Annotated in this window: 18 protein-coding genes; 9 read left to right on the top strand and 9 right to left on the bottom strand. The window is 71.5% G+C overall.

Annotated elements, in window-relative coordinates:
• Positions 1–79: 79 nt before the first annotated feature.
• Complete coding sequence (gene chvE, locus ACWCHM_RS09010) at positions 80–1,222, bottom strand: multiple monosaccharide ABC transporter substrate-binding protein (RefSeq protein ID WP_204960361.1); 1,143 nt, start codon at positions 1,220–1,222, stop codon at positions 80–82.
• Between the two features lie 441 nt (positions 1,223–1,663).
• Between chvE and ACWCHM_RS09005 the strand changes: the two genes are divergently transcribed.
• A complete protein-coding gene (locus ACWCHM_RS09005) occupies positions 1,664–2,992 on the top strand; it encodes a hypothetical protein (protein WP_454222059.1) in 1,329 nt (442 codons plus the stop codon).
• Positions 2,993–3,073: 81 nt separating this feature from the next.
• Here ACWCHM_RS09005 and ACWCHM_RS09000 read toward each other — a convergent pair whose 3' ends face one another.
• From ACWCHM_RS09000 to ACWCHM_RS08985, 4 genes are read right to left on the bottom strand one after another with little or no spacing between them, the layout of a single operon-like run.
• Positions 3,074–4,222, bottom strand: coding sequence for a serine hydrolase domain-containing protein (locus ACWCHM_RS09000; RefSeq protein ID WP_454222057.1), 1,149 nt, complete (start codon positions 4,220–4,222; stop codon positions 3,074–3,076).
• Between the two features lie 2 nt (positions 4,223–4,224).
• On the bottom strand, positions 4,225–5,049 hold the full coding sequence (locus ACWCHM_RS08995) for a carbohydrate ABC transporter permease (protein ID WP_454222056.1): 825 nt from the start codon (positions 5,047–5,049) through the stop codon (positions 4,225–4,227).
• Positions 5,046–6,017, bottom strand: a complete 972-nt coding sequence (locus ACWCHM_RS08990) for a carbohydrate ABC transporter permease (RefSeq protein ID WP_204960358.1) — start codon at positions 6,015–6,017, stop codon at positions 5,046–5,048. The genes ACWCHM_RS08995 and ACWCHM_RS08990 overlap by 4 nt, the downstream gene beginning before the upstream one ends.
• Positions 6,014–7,372 carry an ABC transporter substrate-binding protein gene (locus ACWCHM_RS08985; RefSeq protein ID WP_281896666.1) on the bottom strand — a complete coding sequence of 453 codons (1,359 nt, stop codon included), beginning with the start codon at positions 7,370–7,372 and terminating at the stop codon, positions 6,014–6,016. The genes ACWCHM_RS08990 and ACWCHM_RS08985 overlap by 4 nt, the downstream gene beginning before the upstream one ends.
• A 411-nt stretch (positions 7,373–7,783) precedes the next feature.
• Between ACWCHM_RS08985 and ACWCHM_RS08980 the strand changes: the two genes are divergently transcribed.
• Together ACWCHM_RS08980 and ACWCHM_RS08975 are read left to right on the top strand one after the other, a co-directional pair.
• A complete protein-coding gene (locus ACWCHM_RS08980; protein WP_454222055.1) occupies positions 7,784–8,809 on the top strand; it encodes a LacI family DNA-binding transcriptional regulator in 1,026 nt (341 codons plus the stop codon).
• Positions 8,810–8,901: 92 nt separating this feature from the next.
• Positions 8,902–9,849, top strand: coding sequence for a family 43 glycosylhydrolase (locus ACWCHM_RS08975; protein ID WP_204960355.1), 948 nt, complete (start codon positions 8,902–8,904; stop codon positions 9,847–9,849).
• A gap of 172 nt (positions 9,850–10,021) precedes the next feature.
• On the opposite strand, the gene ACWCHM_RS08970 is transcribed toward ACWCHM_RS08975, so the two are convergent.
• Positions 10,022–11,587 (bottom strand): glycoside hydrolase family 27 protein, encoded by a 1,566-nt coding sequence (locus ACWCHM_RS08970; protein ID WP_454223045.1) that lies wholly within the window; start codon positions 11,585–11,587, stop codon positions 10,022–10,024.
• 341 nt (positions 11,588–11,928) lie between these two features.
• Here ACWCHM_RS08970 and ACWCHM_RS08965 point away from each other — a divergent pair, with 341 nt between their 5' ends.
• The 5 genes from ACWCHM_RS08965 (at position 11,929) to ACWCHM_RS08945 (ending at position 19,824) form a co-directional block, all read left to right on the top strand.
• Positions 11,929–13,281, top strand: a complete 1,353-nt coding sequence (locus tag ACWCHM_RS08965) for a LacI family DNA-binding transcriptional regulator (protein ID WP_454222053.1) — start codon at positions 11,929–11,931, stop codon at positions 13,279–13,281.
• Between the two features lie 490 nt (positions 13,282–13,771).
• The gene (locus tag ACWCHM_RS08960; RefSeq protein ID WP_204961965.1) at positions 13,772–14,755 is read left to right on the top strand and encodes a LacI family DNA-binding transcriptional regulator; all 984 of its coding nucleotides are present in this window, start codon (positions 13,772–13,774) and stop codon (positions 14,753–14,755) included.
• A gap of 248 nt (positions 14,756–15,003) precedes the next feature.
• Positions 15,004–16,401, top strand: coding sequence for an extracellular catalytic domain type 1 short-chain-length polyhydroxyalkanoate depolymerase (locus ACWCHM_RS08955; protein ID WP_454222052.1), 1,398 nt, complete (start codon positions 15,004–15,006; stop codon positions 16,399–16,401).
• A 102-nt stretch (positions 16,402–16,503) separates the two neighbouring features.
• Positions 16,504–17,973 carry an arabinofuranosidase catalytic domain-containing protein gene (locus tag ACWCHM_RS08950; RefSeq protein ID WP_454222051.1) on the top strand — a complete coding sequence of 490 codons (1,470 nt, stop codon included), beginning with the start codon at positions 16,504–16,506 and terminating at the stop codon, positions 17,971–17,973.
• Between the two features lie 21 nt (positions 17,974–17,994).
• The gene (locus ACWCHM_RS08945; protein WP_454222049.1) at positions 17,995–19,824 is read left to right on the top strand and encodes an RICIN domain-containing protein; all 1,830 of its coding nucleotides are present in this window, start codon (positions 17,995–17,997) and stop codon (positions 19,822–19,824) included.
• Positions 19,825–19,984: 160 nt separating this feature from the next.
• Here ACWCHM_RS08945 and ACWCHM_RS08940 read toward each other — a convergent pair whose 3' ends face one another.
• Together ACWCHM_RS08940 and ACWCHM_RS08935 are read right to left on the bottom strand one after the other, a co-directional pair.
• Positions 19,985–21,298 (bottom strand): extracellular catalytic domain type 1 short-chain-length polyhydroxyalkanoate depolymerase, encoded by a 1,314-nt coding sequence (locus ACWCHM_RS08940; RefSeq protein WP_204961969.1) that lies wholly within the window; start codon positions 21,296–21,298, stop codon positions 19,985–19,987.
• A 212-nt stretch (positions 21,299–21,510) separates the two neighbouring features.
• Positions 21,511–22,905, bottom strand: coding sequence for an endo-1,4-beta-xylanase (locus ACWCHM_RS08935; RefSeq protein WP_454222048.1), 1,395 nt, complete (start codon positions 22,903–22,905; stop codon positions 21,511–21,513).
• Positions 22,906–23,492: 587 nt separating this feature from the next.
• On the opposite strand from ACWCHM_RS08935, the gene ACWCHM_RS08930 reads away from it, so the two are divergent.
• Positions 23,493–24,572, top strand: a complete 1,080-nt coding sequence (locus ACWCHM_RS08930; protein WP_454222046.1) for an SRPBCC family protein — start codon at positions 23,493–23,495, stop codon at positions 24,570–24,572.
• 56 nt (positions 24,573–24,628) lie between these two features.
• On the opposite strand, the gene ACWCHM_RS08925 is transcribed toward ACWCHM_RS08930, so the two are convergent.
• Positions 24,629–25,681: a LacI family DNA-binding transcriptional regulator gene (locus ACWCHM_RS08925; protein WP_454222045.1), complete on the bottom strand. Its 1,053-nt coding sequence runs from the start codon at positions 25,679–25,681 to the stop codon at positions 24,629–24,631.
• Positions 25,682–25,689: the final 8 nt, after the last annotated feature.

Raw genomic sequence — 25,689 nt, 5'->3', positions numbered from 1 at the left:
CGTCCTGATCGTCGAAGCCTGAGGCGGGCTCACGATGCGTCGGGCGCGGCGGCCGTGACCGCCGCGCCCGACGACCGACTTACTTCTTGGCCTGACCGGCGGCGACCTCGTCGGCCGACCAGTAACCGGAGTCGACGAGCACCTTGGTGATGTCGTCCTTGTAGACGGTCTCGATCGGCAGCAGGTACGACGGGACGACCTTGACCTTGTTGTTGTAGGTCGTGGTGTCGTTGGCCTGCGGCTCCTTGTCCTGCAGGAACGCCTCGGCCGCGATGACGGCCTGCTCGGCGAGCAGTCGGGTGTCCTTGAAGACGGTCGAGCTCTGCACCCCGTCGTTGATCAGCTTGACCGACGCGATCTCGGCGTCCTGACCGGTCACCACGGGCAGCTTCTTGGCGCCCTTGCCGTAGCCGGCGTTCTGCAGGGCGGTGATGATGCCCCGGGAGATGCCGTCGTACGGCGACAGCACCCCGTTGACCACGGTGCCGTCGTTGTAGCCGGAGGTGAGCAGGTCCTCCATCCGCTTCTGCGCGGTCTCCTGCTGCCAGCGCAGGATCGCCGCCTGCTCGATGCGGGTCTGGCCGGACTTGACCTTCAGCGTGCCGTTGTCCATGAACGGCTTGAGGGTGTCCATCGCCCCGCCCCAGAAGTACTGGGTGTTGTTGTCGTCCAGCGAGCCGGCGAACAGCTCGACGTTGAACGGGCCGGTCGCGGTGCCCTTGCCGCCGTCCTTGGTCTGCAGGCCGAGGCCCACCAGCAGGGCGGTCGCCTGGGCGACGCCAACCTTGTAGTTGTCGAAGCTGACGTAGAAGTCGACGTTCTTGTTGCCCAGCAGCAGCCGGTCGTAGGAGATGACCGGGATCTTCGCGGCGGCGGCGGCGTCCAACTGGCCGCTGAGCGCGGTGCCGTCGATCGCCGCGATGATCAGGACGTCCGCGCCCTGGGTGATCATCTGGTCGACCTGCTGGGACTGGGTGGGGATGTCGTCGCCGGCGTACTGGAGGTCGACCTTGTAGCCCTTGGCCTCCAGCTTCTCCTTGACCGCCTTGCCGTCGGCGATCCACCGCTCCGAGGTCTGGGTCGGCATGGAGACGCCGATGGTCAGGTCGGCGGGCTTCTTGTCGCTGGTGTCACCGCCGCTGCCGGCACCCCCGCCGCTGCACGCGGCCAGGCTGAACGCCAGTGCCGCGCCGCCGAGCGCGACCAGGAATTTCCTGCGCACAGGTTTCTCCTCTCCGGAACTCCCGCCGACTGCGGGGACCACCTGTCACCTTTCGGGGTAGTGTTAGCGCTCACATCGCCGCCGTCAACAGTCCCCCGGAAATCCGGACGTCACGGTCTCGTAACGGGGCACACCGCGTGGATCACCCGTCCGCCGGGCCCGACCGACCGCCGGGGCCCTGGCCAGCGAACCGGTTCGCGGCACCCCGCACCGGAGGCCGGCCACCGGGCCGGAGCACGCCGACGCGATCGTCACGCCAGGTTTCCGGCTTGTTACGGGCTCGCCATTGACACGACGCGGGCCGACGACCATGCTCTGCTAAATCAGTTTAGCGACCGTCCTTTCTGCATAGTCGGTCGACGCCGGACCGGAACCCGACCCGGCGACCGGCGAGCCGGACCAACCGGCGTCGGGCGGCCGTGTCCCCAGGAAAGGACCCGGATGAGACTGCGCACCGGACTGATCCCGCTCGTCACCACACTCGCGCTGCTCGCCCCCGCCGGCGTCGCGTACGCCGCGCCCGACGCCGACCGCGGCGGCCGGGGCGCGATCCGCAGCATCACCCCGATCACCACCGTCTACACCTACGGCCAGAAGGTCTCCGCGGTGGCCGTCGAGTACGGCGCGACGGTCAACCCCCGCACCCTGGACAACGGCACCTTCACCGTGGCCGACACGATCTACAACTTCCGCTTCAACCCCATCGAGGACCTGCCGAAGCTCGCCGACCGCACGGTCACCCGCACCTACACCAACAGTGCGCCGGCCCTGCGCCCCGACCACCGCTCGGCCCCCGGCCGGTACGTCATCGTCGAGCTGGACCCGGCCGACCCCGGCGGCTGGACGGTCATCGTCTCCAAGTGCCCGACGTTCCTCTGCTCGGTGAAGGTCAACCCCGAGCTGCCCACCCGGGTGGTGCAGCGCAAGGACGTGCACGCCCAGCCCGGCCGGGGCCTCGGCAGGGGCCCGGTGCTGGCCAGGGCGACCCCGGGTGAGTCCCGACCGGTCACCGAGCCGCCTGTCGACCGCGAGGTCGACGCGTTCCGCTCCGGCTCGTTCGTCAGCGCCGGCACCGTGCTGCCCTACCACTACCGGCTGCCGCGCGACTACCGGCCGGGCCGCAGCTACCCGCTGATGGTCGTCCTGCCCGGTCACGGGATGGGCTGGGACGGCGACAACCTCGGCGTCCAACTCGCCGCCGACATCCCGGCGACCGCCTGGTCGCAGCCGGGCTGGACCGGCAGCCGCGAGGACGTGATCGTGCTGGCCCCGCAGCACCAGCGGGTCGGCGGCGTGGCCGAGGCCGACCTGCTGGTCAAGCTGCTCGACAGCTTCGTCGACGAGTACGCCGTAGACCGCCGCCGGGTCTACGCGACCACCGTGTCGTACGGCTCGCAGCTGCTGTGGGAGGCGTTCGCCAAGCGGCCGGACCTGTTCGCCGGCGGGCTGGTCACCGGGGGTTTCCCCGTCGACGCCGGCCAGGCCACCGCGATCGCCGCCGCCGGGGTACCGGTCTGGATCACCCACGGCGAGCACGACCACCTGCTCCCCGTCGCGGGCGCCCGCAACTCCGCGACCGCGCTGCGGCAGGCGTACGAGTCCCGGGGCAGGACCCCGGCGCAGATCGCCGACCTGGTCCGCTACACCGAGTACGCCGACTCGGCGTTCACCCTCCCGGACTACCACGCCGCGTTCGGGCCCACCTACGAGGACGGCCGCATCCTGCGCTGGCTGCTGGCCCAGCGCAAGCCGGCGCCCACCGGCCGCTGAGCCGGCGCGGCGGCCGACGGCAGCGCGCCCCGGGTGTCCCTCGTCGGGACGCCCGGGGCGCGACGCGTCGGGTCCGGCCGGTCAGTCGTCCAGGCAGGCCCGCAGGGCGGCGGTCAGCAGGTTGGCGCGTTCGTCACCCATGCCCTGCATCTGGTTCACCACGTAGCCGAAGCCGACCTGGTGGGCGTCGTCGCCGAAGCCGAGGTTGCCGCCCGCGCCGTCGTGGCCGAAGCTGCGCTCGGACAGCAGCGGCCGGGCCGGCGGGGAGTGCAGCAGGAAACCGGTGCCCCAGCGCTGGCCGGTGTCCGGCGGCCCGTGCCGCTGCTGGCCCCGGGACCGTACGACGGTCGCGTCGTCGATCGACGCCGGCTCGAGCAGGGGCGGTCCCACCACCGGCGACACGCAGGCGGCGTAGAGCCGGGCCAACCCGTCGGCCGTGCTCACCGCGCCCGCGCCCGGGATTCCGGCGGCCCGGATGGCGGGGTCGTTGAAGCTGACCAGGCCGGCGTCGTCGGCGGGGAACGCGAATGCGCCGCCCATGGTGATCCCCCGGTCGGCCACCGGGTCGACGAACGGCTCCGCCTCGGGCGGCGGGGCGACGTTCCAGGCGACCGTGTCCCGTTCGGCGGCCGGCAGCCCCAGCCAGGTGCGCAGGCCCAGCGGCGTCGCCAGGGCGTCACTGATGAACGCGCCGGGCAGCTGGCCGGTGATCCGGTGGATCACCTCGCCGATCAGCCAGCCGTAGGTCATCGGGTGGTAGCTGTGTGCGGTGCCCGGCTCCCACAGCGGGGCCTGGGCCTCGATCGCCGTGATCACCGGGTCCCAGGCGAGCACCTCGTCGAGGGTCAACGGGCGGTCGAGCGCGGGCAGGCCGGACTGGTGGGTGAGCAGCCAGCGCACCGGGATGTCGGCCTTGCCCTGCTGGCCGAACTCCGGCCAGTAGCGGGTGACCGGCGCGTCCAGGTCGAGCCGGCCCTGCTGCACCAGCAGGTAGGCGCAGACCGCCAGGATGCCCTTCGTGCAGGAGAACACGACGACCGGGGTGTCGGCCGTCCAGGGCCGGCCGGTGCGCGGGTCGGCGGTCCCGCCGTACAGGTCGACGACCCGGCGACCGCCGACGTAGACGGTGACCGCCGCGCCGACCTCCCCCCGGTCGGTGAAGTTCTCGCGGAAGACGTCGGCCACCCGCCCGTACCGTTCGTCGGCGTCGCCGTGGATCTGCGGGGCCACTGCTATCCCTTCAGAGAGCCCTGGATCAGGGCCTTGATGAACTGACGCTGGAAGATCAGGAAGACGATCAGGGTCGGGGTGAGGATCAGCAGCGAGCCGGCGCACAGCAGCACCAGGTCGGTGCCCCACTGTCCCTGGAACGCCCCGAGCGCACCCGCCATCGTCCGCTTGGCCGGGTCGTCGACCAGGACGATGGCCAGCAGGAACTGGTTCCACGTCCAGAGGAACATCAGGATGGTCAGCGACGCGATGGCCGGGCGGGCCAGCGGCACCTGGACCCGCCAGAACAGCTGCCAGGTGGTGCTGCCGTCGACCCGGGCCGCCTCGGACAACTCGACCGGCACGTTGCTGAAGTGGGCCCGCATCCAGAAGACCGCGAACGGCATGTAGAGCCCGATCAACGGCAGGATGATCGCCCACCTGGTGTTGAGCAGGCCGAGATCCTGCATCTGGTAGTAGAGCGGGGTGACCACCGCCTCGAACGGCAGGGTCAGCCCGAGCAGCAGCAGACCGAACACGATCCGGCCACCGGGGACCCGCAGCTGACCCAGCCCGAAACCGGCCATCGTGGCGATCAGCACCGAGACCGGCACCACGCCGGCCACGATGAGCAGGCTGGAGCGCAGCAGCGCGCCCATGTTCGCCACCGTGAACGCGTCGGCGAAGTTGCCCCACTGCGGGTCCGACGGCCAGGCCAGGCCGCTGGGCACGGTGCCCCGGGGCTGCAACGCCGCGGAGAGCATGCTGACGAACGGCAGCAGGGTGACCACGACCAGGACGAGCAGGAAGACCCGGCCGGTCAGGTTCTCGCGCCGGCTCAGGTTCATGACTTGTCCCCCCGGGTCAGTCGCTGGATCGGCAGCACGCAGAGCAGCACCAGCAGCATCAGCACGACGGCCAGCGCCGAGGCGAGGCCGACCTGCCGCTGCGAGAAGGCCAGCCGGTAGATCTCCAGGCCGGGCACCGTGGTCTGCAGGCCGGGGCCGCCGCTGGTCGAGATGTAGACGATGTCGAAGCTGGCCAGGGCGGCGATGATGGTCACCGTGAGGCAGACGCCGATCTCCTGACGCAGGCTGGGCAGGGTGACGGCGAAGAACTCGCGGACCGGGCCGGCGCCGTCGAGGCGGGCCGCCTCGTACAGCGCGGGGTCGATCTTGCTCATACCGGTGACCAGCAGGATCGTGCAGAGGCCGAGCAGCACCCAGGCGCCGATGACACCGACGGCGGGCAGCGCGGTGTCGAAGTCACCGAGCCAGGCGCGGGCCACCCCGCCCAGGCCGACCGCACGCAGCACCTGGTTGATCAGCCCGTTCGTCGAGAGCAGCCAGCTCCACGCGATGCCCGCCGCGACCAGCGGGATGACCTGGGGCAGGAACAGCACCGTGCGGACGACGGTGCCGAACGCGCCGGTGGTGATCCGGCGGACCAGGCTGGCCACCAGCAGGCCGAGCGCGACCGGGACGAAGCTGAAGAAGACGATCAGGACCAGCGCGTTTCCGATGATCTTCAACAGGTCGCTGTCGGTGAACACGGTGAGGTAGTTGTCCAGCCCGGCCCAGCGGGCCACCCCGATGCCGTTCCAGTTGTAGAACGAGTACTGGATGGTGAGCGCGAGCGGACGCAGCACGAACACCGCGTACATCAGCACGGCGGGCAGGACGAAGAGCCAGCCCGTCCCGCCCGCGCGGGCCCACCGTTTCCGGGGGGCCCGCGCGGCGGAGGGACGGGTGGGACGGGTCGGTGTGGACACCGGCCCGCCCCGCCCGGCCGGTGCGCTGCCGAGGGCAGACGTCATCGGGACAGTTCCTTCGCGTACTCGGCCTGGACCGCCTTCACGTACCCCTCGGGGGTCTGCTGACCGGCGATCAGCTTCTGCATCTCGGGGGTGATCGCCGCGGCGAAGATGCCACCGGTGGCGTTGGCGGTGAAGTCCACCGCGCCGTTCTCCTCGCCGAGCTGCTGGGAGGCCTTGAGCGTCTCGGCCAGCACGGTGCCGGGGGCGGCGGCGGGCACGGGCAGGTCGCTCGGGCCACCCGGGCTGGAGCCGCCGATCTTGACCGCGATCTCGCGGGCGGTGGCGTTGGTGTGCGCCCAGTTCAGGAAGTACGCGGCGGCGTCGGGGTTCTTGGCCTTGGCGCCGATGCCGAAGGTGTTCGGGGCGGACATCGCCACGTGCTTGCCGCCGGCCGACTCGGTCGGGAACAGGAAGAAGCCGACGTTGCCCGGCATCGTCTTGTCGAGGTTGGCCGACTCCCAGTCACCGTTGAACATGAACAGGCCGTTGTTCTTCTGGAACTCGCCCACCATGCTCGCGTAGTCCAGCGCGTTGGCGTCCTTCGGGAAGTAGCCGGCCTGGGCCCACTTCTGGATGGTCTGGGTGGCCTTGAGCGCGGCCGGGGTGTCGAACGTCGCGCCCGGCTTCTGGAAGATCCAGTCGGCCACCTGGGCCGGGTCGCCGAACTGGTTCTGCAACGCCTGGTGCGGGAAGTTGATGCCGGCGGTGTTCTTGTTGAACTGCATGATCGGCTGCACCCCGGCCGACTTGGCCTTGGCCAGCAGCTCCTCGAACTCGGCGATGGTGGCCGGCGGCTGGGTCATCCCGACCTGCTCGGCCAGCTTCTTGTTGTAGAACACCCCGGTGACGCTGTAGCCGAGGCCCATCCCCCACAGCGACCCGGTGCCCCGGGTGGTGCCGCCGTCGCCGACCCGCAGCTGCACCAGCTGGGAGGCGGGGAACTTGTCCCAGCCGTACGCGTCGAAGTACGGGTCGAGGTTCTTCAGCAGGTCGTCCTTGACCAGGTCGACCATCGTGGGGAGCCGGATGATGTCGGGCGAGTTGTCCGAGGCCATCACCCGGGGCGCGTTCTCCACGATGACCGTGAACTGGTCCTCACGGATGTTGAACTTCACGTTCGGGTGCTGCTTGGTGAACTCGTCGGCCAGCGCCTTGGCCAGCGGGAAGCCGGTCTCGGCGTACATCTCCAGGGTGATCGGGTCGCTGCCCAGCTCGGTGCTGACGGTGGCGTCGCCGCCGGTGCTCGGCGCGTCGTCGGCCCCGGGGGCGCTGCACGCCGTCGCGGCCAGCCCCAACGCCAGGACGGGGGCCAGGAGCGCCGTCCGGCGGGAGAACCTTGCCAGTGGTGTAGCCAATTGAGGACTCCTCGACTCTTCCGTGCGTGCCCCGGCGGCAGTGCGGGCCGGGCCGGCAGACCATCACGGTGGGTGACCAGCCGCAACAGTACGTCGCCGTCGGCGTGCCGCCGCAGCACGCGATGTCGTTACCGATGACCATGCCGAGGGTCACCGAGGGTGCCACCCGACCTGCCAAAAGTAGCCGCTAAACTGATTTAGCAGAGCATGCGCGCGGCGACCTGAGCTGTCAAGAAGCAAACGGCAACGGTCAGGAAACATCCGGTTCACGCTCGCCCGCCCGCCCCACCGGCCGTCGCGGGTGGTGACCGACACACACCCCGGGTGACCACCGCCACCGGGCCGGGGTCGGACCACGCATCATGATGGGCGGGAGCGCGGCCGCGACGCCGCCGGCGATTCGGAGGACTGATGGGCCGCAACAGAGCAACCCTGGCCGACGTCGCGCGGCGGGCCGGGCTGTCCAAGACCGCCGCGTCGATGGTCCTCAACGGCCGGGAGGGCACCCGGCTGTCGGCCGAGGCGCACCAGCGCGTCTTCGCCGCCGCCGAGGAACTCGGCTACCGGCCCAACCTGGCGGCCCGCAGCCTGCGTACCCGCAAGACCGCCACCATCGCGTTCGTCTCCGACATCGTCGCCACCACCCGGTTCGCCGGCGGCCTCATCCGGGGCGCGCTCGACGCGGCCCGGGAGCGGGACCACGTGCTGCTCATCACCGAGACGCAGGGCGACGCCACCTTCGAGCAGTACGCCATCGAGGCGATGCTCGACCGGCAGGTCGACGGCGTGATCTACGCCGCGATGGCCACCCGCCGGCTGACCGTGCCCCCGGCCATCCTCGGCGGCCCGGTGGTGCTGCTCAACGCCACCAGCCCCGACGACCTGCCCTGTGTGCTCCCCGACGACGAGCGGGCCGGCCGTACGGTCGCCACCGCCCTGCTCGACCACGGCCACCGGGACCGGATCGCACTGATCGGCCGCAACCGGCTCAAGGAGGACGACGCCGAGGTCTCCCTCGCCGCGCGGGCCCGGCTGCGCGGCGTCCACCGGGCGCTGGAGGACGCCGGGGCCGACCTGCTGACCGAGTGCTTCTGCGCCGAGTGGCTGCCCGAGCACGGTTACGCCGCCATGCGGACGCTGCTGGGCCGGCCGACCCGGCCCACCGCGATCATCTGTATGAACGACCGGCTGGCCTTCGGCGCCTACCAGGCGCTCGCCGAGGCGGGGCTGACCGTCCCGGACGACATCTCGGTGGTCTCGTTCGATGACGACCCGATCGCCGCCTGGCTGCGGCCCGGCCTGTCCACCACCGCGCTGCCGCACGAGCAGATGGGGCGGCGGGCGGTCGAGGTCCTGCTCGACGGCGGCGGGGCCACGCCGTCACTCGTGCCCATGCCGCTGCGCCGCCGCCGCTCGCTGGCCGCCCCGGCCGGATAGCCCTCCCCCACCGCCCGTCGACCACGCCAGCGCAGGTCGTCGTAGCAGGGCCGACCTGGCCGCTAAAACGATTTAGTGCTAGCTTCCCCGGCATGCTACGTCTACCCGACCACTGGGTGTGGGACAGCTGGTACGCCCGGGACGACACCGACCGGTGGCACGCGTTCTTCCTGCGCGCCTCCCGCGCCCTGCACGACCCGCACCGCCGGCACCGCCGCGCCACGATCGGCCACGCCGTCTCCACGGACCTGCGCACCTGGCAGCTCGTCGCCGACGCGATCGTGCCGGCCGACGCGCCGAGCTGGGACGACCTCGCGACCTGGACGGGGTGCACGGTGCGCGGCCCGGACGGGCGGTGGTACCTGTTCTACACCGGGGTCGGTCGGGCCGAGGACGGGCTGGTGCAGCGGATCGGCCTGGCCGTCTCCGACGACCTGACCACCTGGCACCGGCACGGCACCGGACCGCTGGTCGAGGCCGACCCCACCTGGTACGAGCTGCTCGACCGGACGCTGTGGTACGAGCAGGCCTGGCGTGACCCGTGGGTGTTCCCCGACCCGGACGGCGACGGCTGGCACATGCTGATCACCGCCCGGGTGAACACCGGCCCGACCGAGGCCCGGGGCGTCGTCGGGCACGCCACCTCACCGGACCTGCTGCACTGGACCGTGCAACCGCCGCTGTCGGTGCCCGCCGGATTCGGGCACCTGGAGGTGCCGCAGGTCGCCGTCGTGGACGGGCAACCGCTGCTGCTGTTCTCCACCGACGCCGCCGGCACCCGCCGCGACGGCCACCGGATCTGGGCGGTCGAGGGGCACGACGTACGCGGCCCGTGGGACGTCGCCGCGGCCCGCCCGTTCCCGCACCCGCACCTGTACGCGCCCCGGCTGGTCGCCGGCCCCACCGGCGACTGGTCCCTGATCGGGTTCCTCGACCACGTCGACGGGGAGTTCGTCGGCGCGCTGACCGACCCGATCCCGGTCCGCTACCGGGCCGCCACCGGGCTGACCCCGGTCGGCACGCCCGTCGCCACCGGCTGAGGGTTCCCGACCACCGCCCGGTCGTCCCTTCCGGGCGGACCCGACGCCCACCGCCACCTCGACGGGGGGACGTCGAAGGACCGGGCCCGGACGGTGCCCGCACCACACCGTCCGGGCCCGGCAACCACCGGTCGTCGGCCACCCGGGGTGCCGGGTGGCCGACGACGTCCGGTCAGATCCGGTTCCACCGCTGGTTGGACGCTCCGGTGCAGGTCCACAGGAGCACGGTGGTGCCGTTGGCCGTGCCGTTGTTGTTCACGTCGAGGCACAGGCCGGACTGCACGTTGCTGATCGTGCCGTTGGCGTTGAACGTCCACTGCTGGTTGGTGCCGCCGTTGCAGTCCCAGATCTGGGCCTTGGCGCCGGCGGTCGCGTTGAGCGGCGCGTCCAGGCACTTGCCGAGGGCCTGGAGGGTCTGGCCGTTGGCCGTCCAGCGCTGGTTGGCCGCCCCGTTGCAGTCCCAGATCACCGGCTGGGTGCCGTTGGCGGTGTTGCTCTGCGGCACGTCCAGGCAGCGACCCGAGGAGACGCTGGACAGCGCGTTCGCCGTGGACGGCGGCGGCGTCGTCGGCGGGGCGGTCCCACCGCCGCTGACCCGGTAGACCACCGTGCCGTGCGACGGCACGCTGGCCGAGATGGTGCCGGTGCTGGTGGTGCTGGCATTGGTCCAGGCGTCGACCAGGGTGAAGGAGGACCCGGACTTGCCGATGGCGGCGGCGGTGGTGGTGATGGTGGTGGTTGAGGTGCCTTGGTTGAACAGGGCGACGGCGACGTCGCCGTTGGCGAGTCGTTTGGCCAGCACGCGGCGGGTGCCGTCGAAGGAGATTTGGGTGGCTTGGAGGGCGAGGGGGTCTTGGCTGATGGTGATGAGGTTGGTGTTTTTGAGGATGGTTTGGGTGGCGGTGTTCATGTTTCGGAGGTCGTTGCCGGCGATGAGGGGTGAGGCGAGGATGGTCCAGAGGGCGAAGTGGGAGCGCATTTCGGTGTCGGTCATGCCGCCGCGGCCGACTTCCATCATGTCCATGTCGTTGAAGGCGCCGGGTTTGGCGCGGGCGGCGAGGGGGATGGTGACGTCGAGGATGTTTTGGATGCCCATGGGGTAGCCGTTGGTTTGGCCGCTGTTCCAGGTGTTGGTGATGTCTTCGGTGGTGCGCCACATGTTGGAGACGTCGCCCCAGTCGCGTTGGGGTCCGGTTTTGGAGTGGATGCTGTTGCTGTTGATGCTCAGGACGATGGGTCGGCCGGTGGCGGCGAGGCCGTCGCGCATTTTGGCGAAGGCGCGGGTTTGGTCGTCGATGGTGCCGGTGGGTGAGCACCAGTCGTATTTGAGGTAGTCGACGCCCCATGCGGCGAATTGGCGGGCGTCTTGGGCTTCGCGTCCTTGGCTGCCGGTGGCGCCGGGGTAGGAGTTGAAGTATTGGGCGCAGGTTTTGTCGAGGGGTGCTTGGTAGAGGCCGAATTTGAGGCCGCGGGCGTGGATGTAGTCGCCGAGGGCTTTCATGCCGGAGGGGAAGCGGGTGGGGTCGCCTTGGAGGTTGCCGGCGGAGTCGCGGTTGGGGTTCATCCAGCAGTCGTCGACGACGACGTATTGGTAGCCGGCGTCTTTCATGCCGGTGTTGACCATGGCGTCGGTCATCTGCCGGATCAGGGTTTCGTTGATGTTGCAGCCGAACGTGTTCCAGCTGTTCCAGCCCATCGGCGGCGTCCGCGCCACCCCATTGTCCAACGCCTGCGCCATCGGGGCGCGTACGCCCACCAGGACGCCCGCCAGGAGCAGGCCGGCCGCTGCCGCCCGCCCCCAGTTCCGGGCCCGCACGAATCGCTTCACGAGGTCTCCAATCAGTGGCGCCGCCCCGGCCGGAGCCTGCGCGGGACGCGAGAATCCGTCCGCTCGACCACCCGGTGTGAGCGCTAACAATGGCCCCTCATGTTACGGAAGCGTTTCGAGGTATTCAACTGCTTCCATGGATCGATCCATGGTCCACGGCTCCGCCGCCGGGACGGAGACCGCGGCGGCATCCGTGGTCATGGAGCCATCATGGAGCCATCGACGCGCCTGACATCGAATACGATAGCTCCATGCCATTTGGCTCCAGACCTGGTCGACGGGCCCGCGGTGAGATCGAGGAGCTACCCAGCGGCTCCCTGCGGGTGCGGGTGTACGCCGGCATCGATCCGGTGTCCGGGCGGCGACGCCACCTCACCGAAACGGTGCCCGCCGGACCGACCGCCGCGCGGCAGGCCGAATCCGTCCGCAGTCGACTGCTCGACACCGTACGGCGGCAACACGAGCGTCCGCCGGCACCGCCCACCCCGGCCGGCGACGCCCGGCCCGTCCCCGTCGACCCCACCCGCGACGCCCCGGTACCCGTCCCCACCACGGTGACAGGTCGGGCGACCGGGCCGCAGCGGCGCAGCCGCCGACGGCGCGAACCCACGCTGACCACCATCGCCCAGCTGGCGGACGTGTCGGCACCCACCGTGTCGAAGGTCCTCAACGGCCGCTCGGGGGTCGCGGCGGAGACCCGCGCCCGGGTGGAGGCGCTGTTGCGCGAGCACGGCTACCGCCGCCCGGAACTGGGCACCCCGCACGCCAGCATCGAGGTGGTCTTCTACGGCATGCAGAGCAACCTGGCGGTGACCATCATGCAGGGCGTGCAGCAGGTGGCCGGGGCGCACCGGTTCGCCGTCGGCTTCACCGACGCCCGCCGGCAGGTCTCGGAGGGCCGGTTCTGGGCCCGCGACCTGCTGTCCCGCCGCCCGACCGGGGTGATCGCGGTCCACCTCGGCTTCACCTCCGAACAACACGCCCTGCTCGCGGCGAGCGCGATCCCGCTGGTGGTCCTCGACCCCACCGGAGAGCCGCCGCTGCACGCCGTCCCGTCGGTGACCTCGACCAACTGGAGCGGTGGCTTCGAGGCCGCCCGGCACCTGCTCGACCTCGGCCACCGCCGGATCGGGGTGATCTCCGGACCGACCGAACGGCTCTGCGCCAAGGCCCGGCTGGACGGCGCGCGGGCGGCCCTGGAGGCGGCCGGCGTCGGACTACCCGCGCGTTGGCTGCGCCACGGCCACTGGTTCTCCTTCGAGGACGGCCTCAACCACGGCCAGGAACTGCTCCGGCAGGACCCGACGCCGACCGCGATCGTGTGCGGCAACGATCTGCAGGCGCTCGGGGTCTACGAGGCGGCCCGGCTGGCCGGCCGACGGATTCCCCGGGACCTCAGCGTGGTGGGCTTCGACGACATCCCGTACACCATGTTCTGCGGGCCGCCGATGACCTCGGTGCGGCAGCCGTTGACCGAGATGGGCGCCGCCGCGGCCCGGATGGTGCTGACCATGGCCGCCAACGAGCGCCTCGCCCAGACCCGGGTGGAGTTGGCGACCACGCTCGTGGTGCGGGACAGCACCGCCGTCGCGTACGGCAACTGAGCCGGCCCGGTGACGTGGGCGGATCGCAGAAACCTGTCCTTGTCGTTACCGAACGGTTTCGAGTAGCATCCGATCCGATCGATACGGCGGGTCGGCGGGGCGCGGTTTCCCCACCTGTGGCGCACCGTCGACGCGCCCCCGGCACGCCTGTCGAGGACACGCAGCACCACAGGTCGGCCGGCCCGGCGCGACGCGGGCCGGGCACCCGCGAGGACCCAGGGAGGGACCAGGCCAGCCGTCACCGCCAGTTCGCCCGCCGCCCGCGTTCCGTGATGACGAATATCACGGCACGCGGACGACACTCGGCCGCGTCACCGACCCCTCCTGGGCGACACGCCGCGTAGACTCTCGCTGATCCAGCGTTGTCCACGGCGTGTGCGCCCATGCCTCGTGTCCGTCGTCCCTGCCCGGACGCCGGGCCGGGCCGCTGCGCCGGCAACGGGCTGCGGGGCGGACCGAGAGGTGTGGGATGACTGTGCGCGCTCCAGCGATGAGAGACGTGGCCCGCCTCGCCGGAGTGTCCCACCAGACCGTGTCGCGGGTCCTCAACGGCCATCCACACGTACGGGAACAGACCCGCCTGCGGGTCCAGGCCGCGATCAGCGAACTCGGCTACCGGCCGAACCGGGCGGCCCGCACCCTGGTCACCGGGCGGTCCCAGGTGCTCGGTGTGGTGGCGCTCAACACCACACTCTACGGCCCGGCCTCCCTGCTGTCCGCGTTCGAACTCGCCGCGGCCGAGGCGGGATTCGCGGTCAGTGTGGGCAGCGTGCGCAACCTGGACCGCACCTCCATCACCGCCGTCGTCGAGCGGCACCTCGCCCACCGGGTCGCCGGGATCGTGGTGATCGCGCCGGTCGAGTCGGCCGGTGAGGCGCTGGAGTGCCTGCCCACCGACATTCCGCTGGTCACCGTGGACGGTGATCCCCGGCGACCGGTGCCGCTGGTCACCATCGACCAGGTGGAGGGGGGCCGGCTGGCCACCAGGCACCTGCTCGATGCGGGCCACCGCACGGTCTGGCACGTGTCGGGCCCGGCGGACTGGTTCGACAGTGCCGGGCGGATCGTGGGGTGGCGGGAGACCCTGCAGGCGGCGGGCGCGGAGATCCCGCCGGTGCTCCAGGCCGACTGGTCCGCCGCCTCGGGATACCGCTGCGGGCAGATGCTGGCCCGGACCCCGGAGGTGACCGCGATCTTCACGGCCAACGACGACCTTGCGCTGGGCGTGCTGCACGCGCTGCACGAACATGGTCGGCGGGTGCCGGAGCAGGTCAGCGTGGTCGGCTTCGACGACGTGCCGGACGCTGCATACTTCATCCCGCCGTTGACCACCGTCCGGCCGGACTTCGACACCGTGGCTGAGGCCAGCCTCGACCTGCTGCTCGCGCAGATCGACGCGGGCGTCGACCATCGGTTGCGGCGCACCGTCTCCCCCACCCTGATCACCCGGGACAGCGTCGCACCACCCGGGTGACCGGTCGGCCGCGCCGCCGTCGTCACCGCCGCCACCTCCGGCCCCGACCAGGCCGACGCCGCACCGCGCCCACCAGCTATGGACAGCGGTCACTGTTAACGTTAACGTAACGACAATCGTCAATTCTCGGGAACGACCTCGGACCGCCCGGTGACCTTCCTTCCGATCCCGGGTCCGGCCGACGGCGGCGTGACGCCCGTACCGCACACCTCCGGCGCGGCGCTCCCACCCTGGAAGAAAGGCCATCGATGAAGGGCAGTCTGCGCGCAGCGCTGGCAGCCGTCGTCCTCGGTCTCGCGGCAGCCACCGTCCTGGTGACCGCACAGCCCGCGAGCGCGGCGACCCTGACCAGAGTGACGGGATTCGGCAACAATCCCACCAACCTCAACATGTACATGTACGCCCCGAACACCCTGGCGGCCCGACCGGCGCTGCTGCTCCTGGTGCACTACTGCGGCGGCTCGGCCAGCGGGATCTTCAACGGCAACGGGCACGACTACGTGACCGCCGCCGACCGCTACGGCTACCTCATCGTGGTGCCCGAGGCGACCCGCAGCGGAAACTGCTTCGACGTCTCCACCCCCGCCGCACTCACCCGCAACGGCGGCGGCGACTCGACCGGGATCATGTCCATGGTCGCGTACGCCCGCCAGCGCTACGCCGTCGACCCGGCGCGGATCGTGGTCTCCGGTTTCTCCTCCGGCGCGATGATGACCAACGTGCTCGCCGCGCAGTACCCCGACGTCTTCTCCGCCGCGTCGGCGTTCTCCGGGGTGCCGGCCGGCTGCTTCGCCACCACCGACGGGTCACTGTGGAACAGCAGGTGCTCCGGTGGCACCGTGATCAAGACGGCGCAGCAGTGGGGCGACCAGGCCCGCGCGATGTACCCCGGGTACACCGGCCGCTATCCCCGGATGCAGCTGTGGCACGGCGTCACGGACACCACCCTGGCGTACCCCAACTTCGGTGAAGAGATCAAGCAGTGGACCAACCTGCACGGGTTGAGCACCACGCCCACCGCCACCGACCGCCCGCAGTCGTCCTGGACCCGCACCCGGTACGGCGGGACGGGCCCGCAGTCCCCGGTCGAGGGGATCAGCATCGCCGGGGTGGGCCACCAACTGCCGATGGCCGGCCAGCTCGGGTACGCCATCACCTTCCTCGGCCTGGACGGCACCGCACCGACGCCCACCCCCACCGTGACCCCCACGCCGACGGCCACCCCGACGCCCACCCCGACCCCGACGCCGACGGCCACACCCACGCCGACCCCGACGGTCACCCCGACCACCACGCCGACGCCCACGCCGACGTCGTCGCCGCAGTCGGGGGCCTGCCGGGTCAGCGACACGATCAGCGCGTGGAACAACGGGCTGACCGCGAGCATCACCATCACCAACACCGGGAGCACCACGCTCAACGGCTGGTCCCTGGGGTTCACCCTGCCCGCCGGGCAGGTCATCACCGGCGGCTGGAACGCCAGCTACGCACCGAGCAGCGGCCAGGTCACCGCCACCAACGTCAGCTACAACGGCACGTTGGCCCCGGGGGCGTCGACGACGATCGGCTTCCAGGCCACCCACACCGGCAACGCCACCGCCCCGGCGACGTTCACCCTCAACGGCGCGACCTGCGCGACCGGCTGACCCGCCACGGCCGGGTCACCCCGTCGTCGTCCCCGCGCGGCAGCGGAGGGTGACCCGGCCGCCGGGGCGTACCGCACCATCCGTCCACCACCAGGAGATCCCGTGCGAGAAAACCGATTCCTCCGCCGACGGCCGGCGCTGGTCGCCGCCACCGCCACCGCGCTCCTGCTCGTCACCGCCGCCGCCACCCAGACCTCGGCCTCGGCCGCCGCCGCCGGCTGCCAGGTGAACTACACCGTCAGCTCGTCGTGGCAGGGTGGCTTCGGCGCGAACGTCACCATCACCAACCTCGGCGACCCGGTGGACGGGTGGCGGCTGACCTGGAGCTACGCCGCCGGGCAGACGATCACGCAGCTCTGGAACGGCAGTTACACCCAGGCCGGCGCCCAGGTCACCGTCACCAACGCCAGCTACAACGGCGCGATCCCCACCAACGGCAGCGCCAGCTTCGGCTTCAACGGGGCGTGGACCGGCAGCAACCCCGCCCCCACCGCGTTCAGTCTCAACGGCACCACCTGCACCGGCGGGGTGAACCCGACCACCGGACCCCCGCCGACCACGCCCCCGCCGACCACGCCGCCGCCCACCACCCCGCCACCGACCACCCCGCCGCCCGCCACCAGCCAGCCGTGTGACATCTACGCCGCCGGCGGCACCGCCTGCATCGCGGCGCACAGCACCACCCGGGCGCTCTACGCCGCCTACAACGGCTCGCTCTACCAGGTGCGCCGGTCCTCGGACAACACCACCCGCAACATCGGGGTGCTGTCGCCGGGCGGGCGGGCCAACGCCGCCAGCCAGGACAGCTTCTGCGCGAACACCACCTGCGTCATCACGATCATCTTCGACCAGTCCGGACGCGGCAACAACCTCGGTTACCAGGGTGCCGGCGGCGTCGGTGGCGCCGTGCAGCCGGCGGTCGCGAACAAGGAGTCGGTGACGGTCGGCGGGGACAAGGTCTACTCGCTCTACATCCCCGGCAAGAGCAGCTACTGGCGTGACGGGCACCTGACCGGGGTGCCGACCGGTGCCGCGCCCGAGGGCATGTACATGGTCACCAGTGGCACCCACGTCAACAGCGGCTGCTGTTTCGACTACGGCAACAGCGAGACCACCAGGCGGGCCGACGGCGCGGGTGCGATGGACGCGATCTACTTCGGCACCAGTTGCTGGTTCGGTGGCTGCTCCGGCTCCGGCCCGTGGGTGCAGGCCGACCTGGAGTACGGCCTCTACCCCGGCGGCAGCAGCTCGTGGAACTCCAACCAGCGGGCCTTCACCAGCAAGTTCGTCACCGCCACCCTGAAGAACAACGGCACCTCCCGGTTCGCCATCAAGGGCAGCAACGCCCAGTCCGGCAGCCTCTACACCCTCTACGACGGGTCGCTGCCGCGCGGGTACAGCCCGATGCGCAAGCAGGGCGCGATCATCCTGGGCAGCGGCGGGGACTGCTGCATCGACAACACCAACCAGAGCGTCGGCACCTTCTACGAGGGGGCGATGGTCGCCGGCTATCCGTCCGACGCCACCGAGAACGCGGTACAGGCCAACATCACCGCCGCCGGCTACCGCTGACCCGATGGTCGAGGAGGTCCGATGCACCAGCGTGTCATCCACCCGGCGACCCGACGGGCGGCCGTCCTGCTCGCCGTCGTCCTCCTGCTCATGACGGGCCTGGTCGGCACCCCCGCCCCGCAGCCGGCGCAGGCGTGGGACAACGGGGTCGCCGACACCCCGCCGATGGGGTGGAACAGCTACGACTCGTTCAACTGGAGCGTCACCGAGGCCGACGTCCGGGCCAACGCCGACTACATGGGCGCGAACCTGCGCCAGTACGGCTGGCAGTACATCGTCGTCGACTGGGCCTGGTACTTCCCCGGGCAGCACAACGGCAGCCCCAACCAGGACGCCAACCTGCAACCCCGGCTGCGGATGGACGCCAACGGGCGGCTGCTGCCCGACACCACCCGGTTCCCGTCGGCGGCCGGCGACAACGGGTTCAAACCGCTGGCCGACCACGTGCACGCCCAGGGGCTGAAGTTCGGCGTCCACCTGATGCGGGGCATCCCCCGGCAGGCGGTCGCGGACAACGTGCCGATCCTGGGCACCTCGTGCCGGGCCAACCAGATCGACGCCGGCAACAGCGCGGCCTGGCTCAACCTGATGTGGGGGCTGGACATGGCCAACCCCTGCGCCCAGGCGTACCTCGACTCGGTGTTCCAGTTGCTGGCCGCGTGGGGCGTCGACTTCGTGAAGATCGACGACATCGCCGCGCCGACGTACCGGCAGGCGGAGGTCGAGGGCTACCGGACGGCGATCGGGCGCAGCGGCCGGCCGATGGTGCTGAGCCTGTCGCCGGGGGCGACGCCACTGTCCGCCGGCCCGCACGTGCAGAGCAACGCGCACATGTGGCGGATCGTCAACGACCTGTGGGACAACTGGTCGTCGGTGGACGCGCTGTTCGACCAGTTGCGCAACTGGACGCCGTACCGCAGGACGGGGGCCTGGCCCGATCCGGACATGATCCCGATCGGCCGGCTGTCGAAGTACGGCCCGGTCGGCTCGCCGCGCTACTCGAACCTCAGCGCGGACGAGCAGCGCACCCTCATGTCGCTGTGGGTGATCAACCGGGCCCCGCTGATGTGGGGCGGCAACCTGGTGGAGAACCGGCCGGCGGAGCTGGCGTTGATGACCAACAGCGCGGTGCTGGCGGTCGACCAGCGCAGCGCCAACAACCGGCAGCTCACCGGCGGCACCCGGCAGGTGTGGGTGGCCGACGTGCCGGACAGCACGGACCGGTACGTGGCACTGTTCAACCGGGAGGGTGCCACGGCCACCGTGTCGCTGAACCTCGCCGAGCTGGGCATCGGTTCGGCCACCGCGACCGATCTGTGGTCCGGTGCGGCCCTGGGCACCTCGACGGGGACGTTCAGCCGCGCGCTGCCCGCCCACGGCGCCGGGCTCTACCGGCTGACCCCGCAGACCACCACCCCGACCCCGACGACCGCCACGTTGACTGCCCGGCACAGCGCGAAGCTGCTGGACGTCAGCAACGCCGCCACGACCGACGGCGCGAACGTCGTGCAGTGGGCCGCGAACGGTCAGGCCAACCAGCGGTGGCGGCTCTCCGACGTCGGCGGCGGCTGGTCCACGGTGGTCAGCGTCAACAGCGGAAAGTGCCTCGACGTCTACGGCGGCGCCGGCACGACCGCCGACGGCGCCCGGGTGGTGCAGTGGACCTGCAACGGGGGCACCAACCAGCAGTGGCGGCTCCAGGACGTCGGTGACGGCTGGGTGCAGCTGGTGGCCCGGCACAGCAACAAGTGTCTCGACGTGCTCAACGCCGGGCTGACCGACGGGGTGCAGGTCGTGCAGTGGACCTGCGGCACCGGCACCAACCAGCAGTGGCGACGGACGCCGGTGTGACGCGGCGGGGACGCCTGCGCCGGTGAGCAGAGGCGCAGGGTCGGGTTCGCTCCCCGGCCCTGCGCCTTGTCGCTGGTCGCCCGGAGTGTTCCGGGTGCGACGGGCTCCGGGCGGGCACCTCTGCGGGGGGTGCGCCGCCCGGAGCCGTCGGTCGCGTCGGTCAGCTGGCGGTGCAGGTGGGGGTCATCCCCGCCCCGCTACCGTTGCCCTGGAAACCGAACTCGGTCGACTGACCCGCACCGAGCACACCGTTGTAGTCCACGTTCGTGAACCGCACCGTCCCGGAACTACCACTGGCCGTCGCCGACCACGTCCCGGTCACACTCGACCCACCCGGCAGGGTCATGCTCACCGTCCACCCACGCGTACCCGACGAACCCGCCGTCACCTTCACCGTGGCCACGAAACCACCGGTCCACGAATTCAACGACACCGACGCCGAACATCCGCCGGTGGCCGGCGGAGTCGTCGGCGGTGGCGTGGTCGGGTTCGGCGGTGGCGTCGTCGGGTTCGGCGGCGTCGTGGTCGGGTTCGGCGGCGGCGTGGTGGGGCTCGCGCTGTCGAAGCCGAGGAAGCGGACGGCCTGGGCGGCGTCGAACGGGATGGAGTGCCCGTAGCCCTGGAAGCTGATCGCCTCCACCGGCGGCGTGCCACCGGTGCCGCCGTAGCGGGTGCGGGTGGCGCTGGTCTGCGGGTAGTCGGTGGAGCTGGGGGTCTGCGAGACACCGAGCACGTTGGTCCACTGCTTGACCTGCTCGCCGAAGTTGACGTAGCTCAGCGTGGTGTCGGTGGTGCCGTGCCAGATCTGCATCCGGGGCCGCTTGCCGGTGTAGCCGGGGTAGGCGTTGCGGACCAGGTCACCCCACTGCTGCGGAGTCTTCACGATCCGCCCGCCGGAGCAGTCGCTGTTCCACTCCGAGCCGTTGGTGGTGGCGAAGCAGCCGAACGGGACGCCGGAGGAGCTGACGCCGGCGTTGAAGACGTCCGGGTAGACCCCCGCCATCACGTTGGTCATCATCGCGCCGGAGGAGAACCCGGCGACGCCGATCCGGTTCGCGTCGACCGGGTAGCGGCTCTGCACGTAGTCGATCATCGACTTGAGGCCGACGGGGTCGCTGCCGCCGTTACGCCGCAGCGCCTGCGGGGAGGAGACGTCCCAGCACTTGCTGCTGCGGGTCACCGACGGGTAGATCACGATGAAGCCGTAGCGGTCGGCCAGCGAGCTGAGCCCGTAGCCGGTGTGCAGCGCCGGGCCGCTGCCGGTGCAGTAGTGCAGGGCCAGCAGCAGCGCCGGCCGGGCGGCCACCCGGTCGGGCACGTAGAGGTGCATCTGCAGGTTGGTCGGGTTGGTGCCGAAGTTGGTCACCTGGGTCAGCGTCGCGGCCGAGGCCGGGTTGGGGGCCGTGACCACGGCCGTGACGGTCGCCAGGGCGGTGGCGAGCGCGGCGGCCAGCAGTGCGAGTCTGGGTTTCATCGACGGTTCCTCTGTCGGAATCGGTGGTCAGCGGCGGACGGCGGGCTGTTCCGACGCGCGGGACGGCGGTCCGGACTGGCCCGGTCCGGGGCTGGCCGACGATGGTCCGGCGGCGCGACGCGCCGGCCGGCGGGTGGTGGTGATGCACCGCCGGCCCGACCCGGTACGCCCGGGTCGGGCCGGCGGCGGTGGTACTCAGTTGGCGGTGGTGCTCAGCTGGCGGTGCAGGTGGGGGTCATCCCCGCCCCGCTACCGTTGCCCTGGAAACCGAACTCGGTCGACTGACCCGCACCGAGCACACCGTTGTAGTCCACGTTCGTGAACCGCACCGTCCCGGAACTACCACTGGCCGTCGCCGACCACGTCCCGGTCACACTCGACCCACCCGGCAGGGTCATGCTCACCGTCCACCCACGCGTACCCGACGAACCCGCCGTCACCTTCACCGTGGCCACGAAACCACCGGTCCACGAATTCAACGACACCGACGCCGAACACCCCGACCCACCCGGAGGCGGCGTCGTCGGGTTCGGGGGGGTGGTCGTCGGGTTCGGCGGCGTCGTGGTCGGGTTCGGCGGCGTGGTCGTCGGGTTCGGGATGCCCGTACCGGCGTTGAGCGCGTTCAGCACCGAGTCGTACGCCGGCTTCTTGTTGCCGTTGCAGTCGAACAGCAGGGCGTTGTCGGAGCCGCGCCACGAGTCGCAGTCCCGCACCCCCCACACGGTGATGCTGGTGCACCGCGAGATGGCCATGCAGGCCCGGGTGACCGTGCCGAAGATGTTGGCCTGGTTGCCGCCGGTCATCACGTCCAGCTCGGTGATCTGGACGTCCACGCCCAGGTCGGCGAAGCGCTGGAGGTTGGCCTGGTAGTCGCCCGCGATCGTGGTGCCCAGGTGGGACTGGAAGCCGACGCAGTCGATCGGCACGCCCCGGGACTTGAAGTCCCGCACCATGTTGTAGATGCCGGTCGACTTCGCGTTGATCCCGTCGGTGTTGTAGTCGTTGTAGCAGAGCTTCGCGCCCGGGTCGGCGGCGCGGGCGGCCCGGAACGCCGCCTCGATCCAGTCGTTGCCGGTGCGCTGCAGGTTGGAGTCACGACGCCCACCGCTGCCACCGTCGGCGAACGCCTCGTTCACCACGTCCCAGGCGTAGACCTTGCCCCGGTAGTGGGTGGCGACCTGGGTGACGTGGTTGATCATCGCGCTGCGCAGGGCGCTGCCCGACATGCTCTGCGCCCAGCCCGGCTCCTGCTGGTGCCAGAGCAGCGCGTGGCCACGCACGCCCATGCCGTTGGCCTGGGCGTGACTGACCAGCCGGTCGCCGCCGGTGTAGACGAACCGGCCCTGGGACGGCTCGGTGGCGTCCCACTTCATCTCGTTCTCGGCCGTGACGGAGTTGAACTCACGGTTGAGCACGGTGGTGTAGGTGCTGGTGGACAGCTTGCCCGTCGCGACAGCCGCGCCGAAGTAGCGGCCCTTCTCGGCCGCCGCCGCCCGCAGGGTCGTCCCGGCGCTGGCCACGGGGGCCATCGCCAACGTCATCCCGACGGTGAGTGCGCCGGCCACGGCGAGGGTCGCCGTGGCCAGTAGGGCTCTCTTGGGTCTCATGTCGCATCCTTTTCGAGGTGGGTGCAGCGGTGGTGGTGCTGAGGTGCCCGGTTCCCGGTGCGGTGGGCCGTGCCGGCCTGCGGGGTCCGCCGTCCGGCCGGCCAGGACGCACCATCGTGGCCGCCGTACCCGGCACGGACGAGGGACCGTCGGTGACGCCCCCGTCGCGGTCCGTGCCAGCCGACGAACTCGGTGACCTCGACGCCGGGGCCGCAGCCCGGGTCGGCGCGAGGATCACCGGCTGCGGGCAACGGCGCAGCGCCTCCCGAAAAGGGCGCCATGATCCTCCTTCGAGGAGACCGGGCCGGCCGTCGACGGAGTCGCCCCACCCCTGGTCGGGGCCGGTCACGCCGTCGCCGGCAGCTGCTGATGGAAAGTCCTGACCCGACGTCCCACATGCCCTGGGGGGGACGTCGCGATCCGAGGCTCGACCAGCACGGCTCGCCCGGTGAGCCATCAGGTGCGGTGGTCCTCGACATCGACTGTGAGCGATAACATGTGTTTCGTCAAGTCGTACCGCAGTGAGCTGGGTCGATCGTGGCGACCAGGTTCACCGGCGGAGCGGGCGGGCCGTAGAGTCTCTCGCCGTGATCGAGATCGGCACGCAGGTCGACCTGCTGCACCCCGCTGACCGGGTCTGGCACGCGGTGACCGATCCGGCGCTGCTGGCCCGTTGGTTCGCCGAGGCCGAGGCGGTGCCCGACCGGCCGGGCCGGTGGCGGGTGGGCACCGCCGGGCTGCCCGGCTTCGACGGCGACGTCGAGATCGCCGCCGTCCGCCGGCGGGAGCCGGAACTGCTCGTCGTACGGTGTGTCGAGGGGGTCCGACACACCGAGCTGACCTGCGTCGTCACCGCCACCGGCGAGGGCTGCCGGGTGACCGTCCGGGAGACCGTGCAGCAGGGCGGGTGGTCCGTCGGGCAGGGCGCGCGCCGCGAGGAGTGTTACCGGCAGTCGCTGGCCGGACGCCTGCCCGCGCTGCTCGACTGGCTGGCCTTCCGGGAGGTCGACCTGCGGCGGGACAACGCCGCGCCGACGGCCGTGCTGCCGGTGGCGCTGATGGCCGAGGTGGCCCGCCCGTCGACCCGGGGCCGCACCGGCTGGGTGGTGGTCGGGTCGGGCGCGGCGGTGCTGGCGCTCGGGTTGGCCGGGTGGGCCCTGCTGCCGCAGGATCGGGAGGAACCCACAGTGGCGGCCCCGGTGCCGCCGTCGGTACGTCCGAGCGCCACGCCGGGACCGTCGCGCTCCGCCGCGTCGGCACGCCCGACGTCGGCCCCGCCGTCGCGCAGCGCCACGCCGAGCCGGTCGCCGTCACCGACCCCGTCGCGCACCCCCACCCCGACCCCGGCGGTCGCGGAGCCGCTGCAGGCCCGGTACGCGACGGTGTCGACCCGGGTCTTCGGGTACACCGGGGAGGTGGTGGTCGCCAACCCGGGCGGGACGCGGGCCACCGGCTGGACGGTCGTCGTCACGCTGCCCCCGGGCAGTTCGGCGGCGGAGGTGACAGGTGCCGACTGGCGGCAGGACGGGCAGTCGGTCACCTTCAGCGGCCCGGCCGTCGCGGCGGGCGGGACGCAGGCCGTCCGCTTCGAGGTCCGCACCGCCGACCCGGTCACCAAGGCGCCGCAGGGCTGCACGGTCGACGAGCGCCCCTGCGCCGGGCTGTGACGCCCCGCGCCGGCCGGGGTCCGTCGTGGACCCGGGCGGCGGCGACCCGGCTCCGGTCAGGCGGGCGGTGGTGCGGTGCTGTGGCGTACGGTCAGGGTGGTCGCCAGTTCCAGACGGACCTGGCCGGTCGGTTCCCCCCGACCGAGGGCGAGGGCCAGTTCGGTGGCGGTGACCGCCATCTCGCGCAGCGGTTGGTGCACGGTGGTCAGCGCCGGGTCGACCAGGGTGGCCACCGGCAGGTCGTCGAAGCCGACGACGCTGAGGTCGGCGGGGATCCGCAGCCCGAGCGTGCGGGCGGCCTGGTAGACCCCGACGGCCTGCAGGTCGTTGCCGGTGCACACCGCCGTCGGGCGGTCGGGGCGACGGAGCAGGTCGAGGGCGGCGGCCCGGCCGTCGGCGTCGGTCAGGCCGGCGTACCGGACCAGGTCGGACGCCACCGGCAGCCCGGCGGCCTCCAGGGCGGAGCGGTAGCCGTCCAACCGGGCCCGGCAGCACAGGACGTGTTCCGGCCCGGCGATCATCGCGATCCGCCGGTGCCCGAGCCCGATCAGGTGGCGGGTGGCCGACCGGCCGCCGGCCCAGTTCGTCGCGCCGACGAACGGGACGTCCTCGGGCAGCTCGGTGGTGGGGTCGAAGACCACGAACGGGATGCCCCGGGCACGCAGCAGCCGGTGCTGTTCCGCGTCGAGTTGGGCCACCATGACCAGGCAGTCCGGCCGTCGGGCGAGAGTGTCGTCGATCCAGTACCGGATCGCGTTGCGCTGCGGCCCGAACTCGGTGAGGACGACTCCGACGCGGTGTAGCCGGGCCACCCGCTCGACCCCCCGGATGATCTCCAGGCCCCACATGTCCTCGATCTCGTCGAAGACCAGTTCCAGCATGTTGCTGCGGGTGACCGGGGTGGCCCTGCGGTAGCCGTGCCGGCTGATCGCCGCCTCGACGCGGGCCCGGGTGTCCGCCGCGACGCCGGACCGGCCGTTGATCACTTTCGACACCGTCGGCACCGACACCCCGGCCGACGCGGCGATCGCCGCGATCGTCACCGGTCTGGTGGGAACGGCCAGCGACGCCCGTTCGCCGCCCGGACCGCCCGACTCGACGTGACTCAACCCGGCCT

It is taken from the genome of Micromonospora sp. SCSIO 07396, assembly GCF_053667945.1.
Note: the sequence above shows the minus strand (reverse complement) of the source record. Positions and strands in the feature narration are given on the sequence as shown.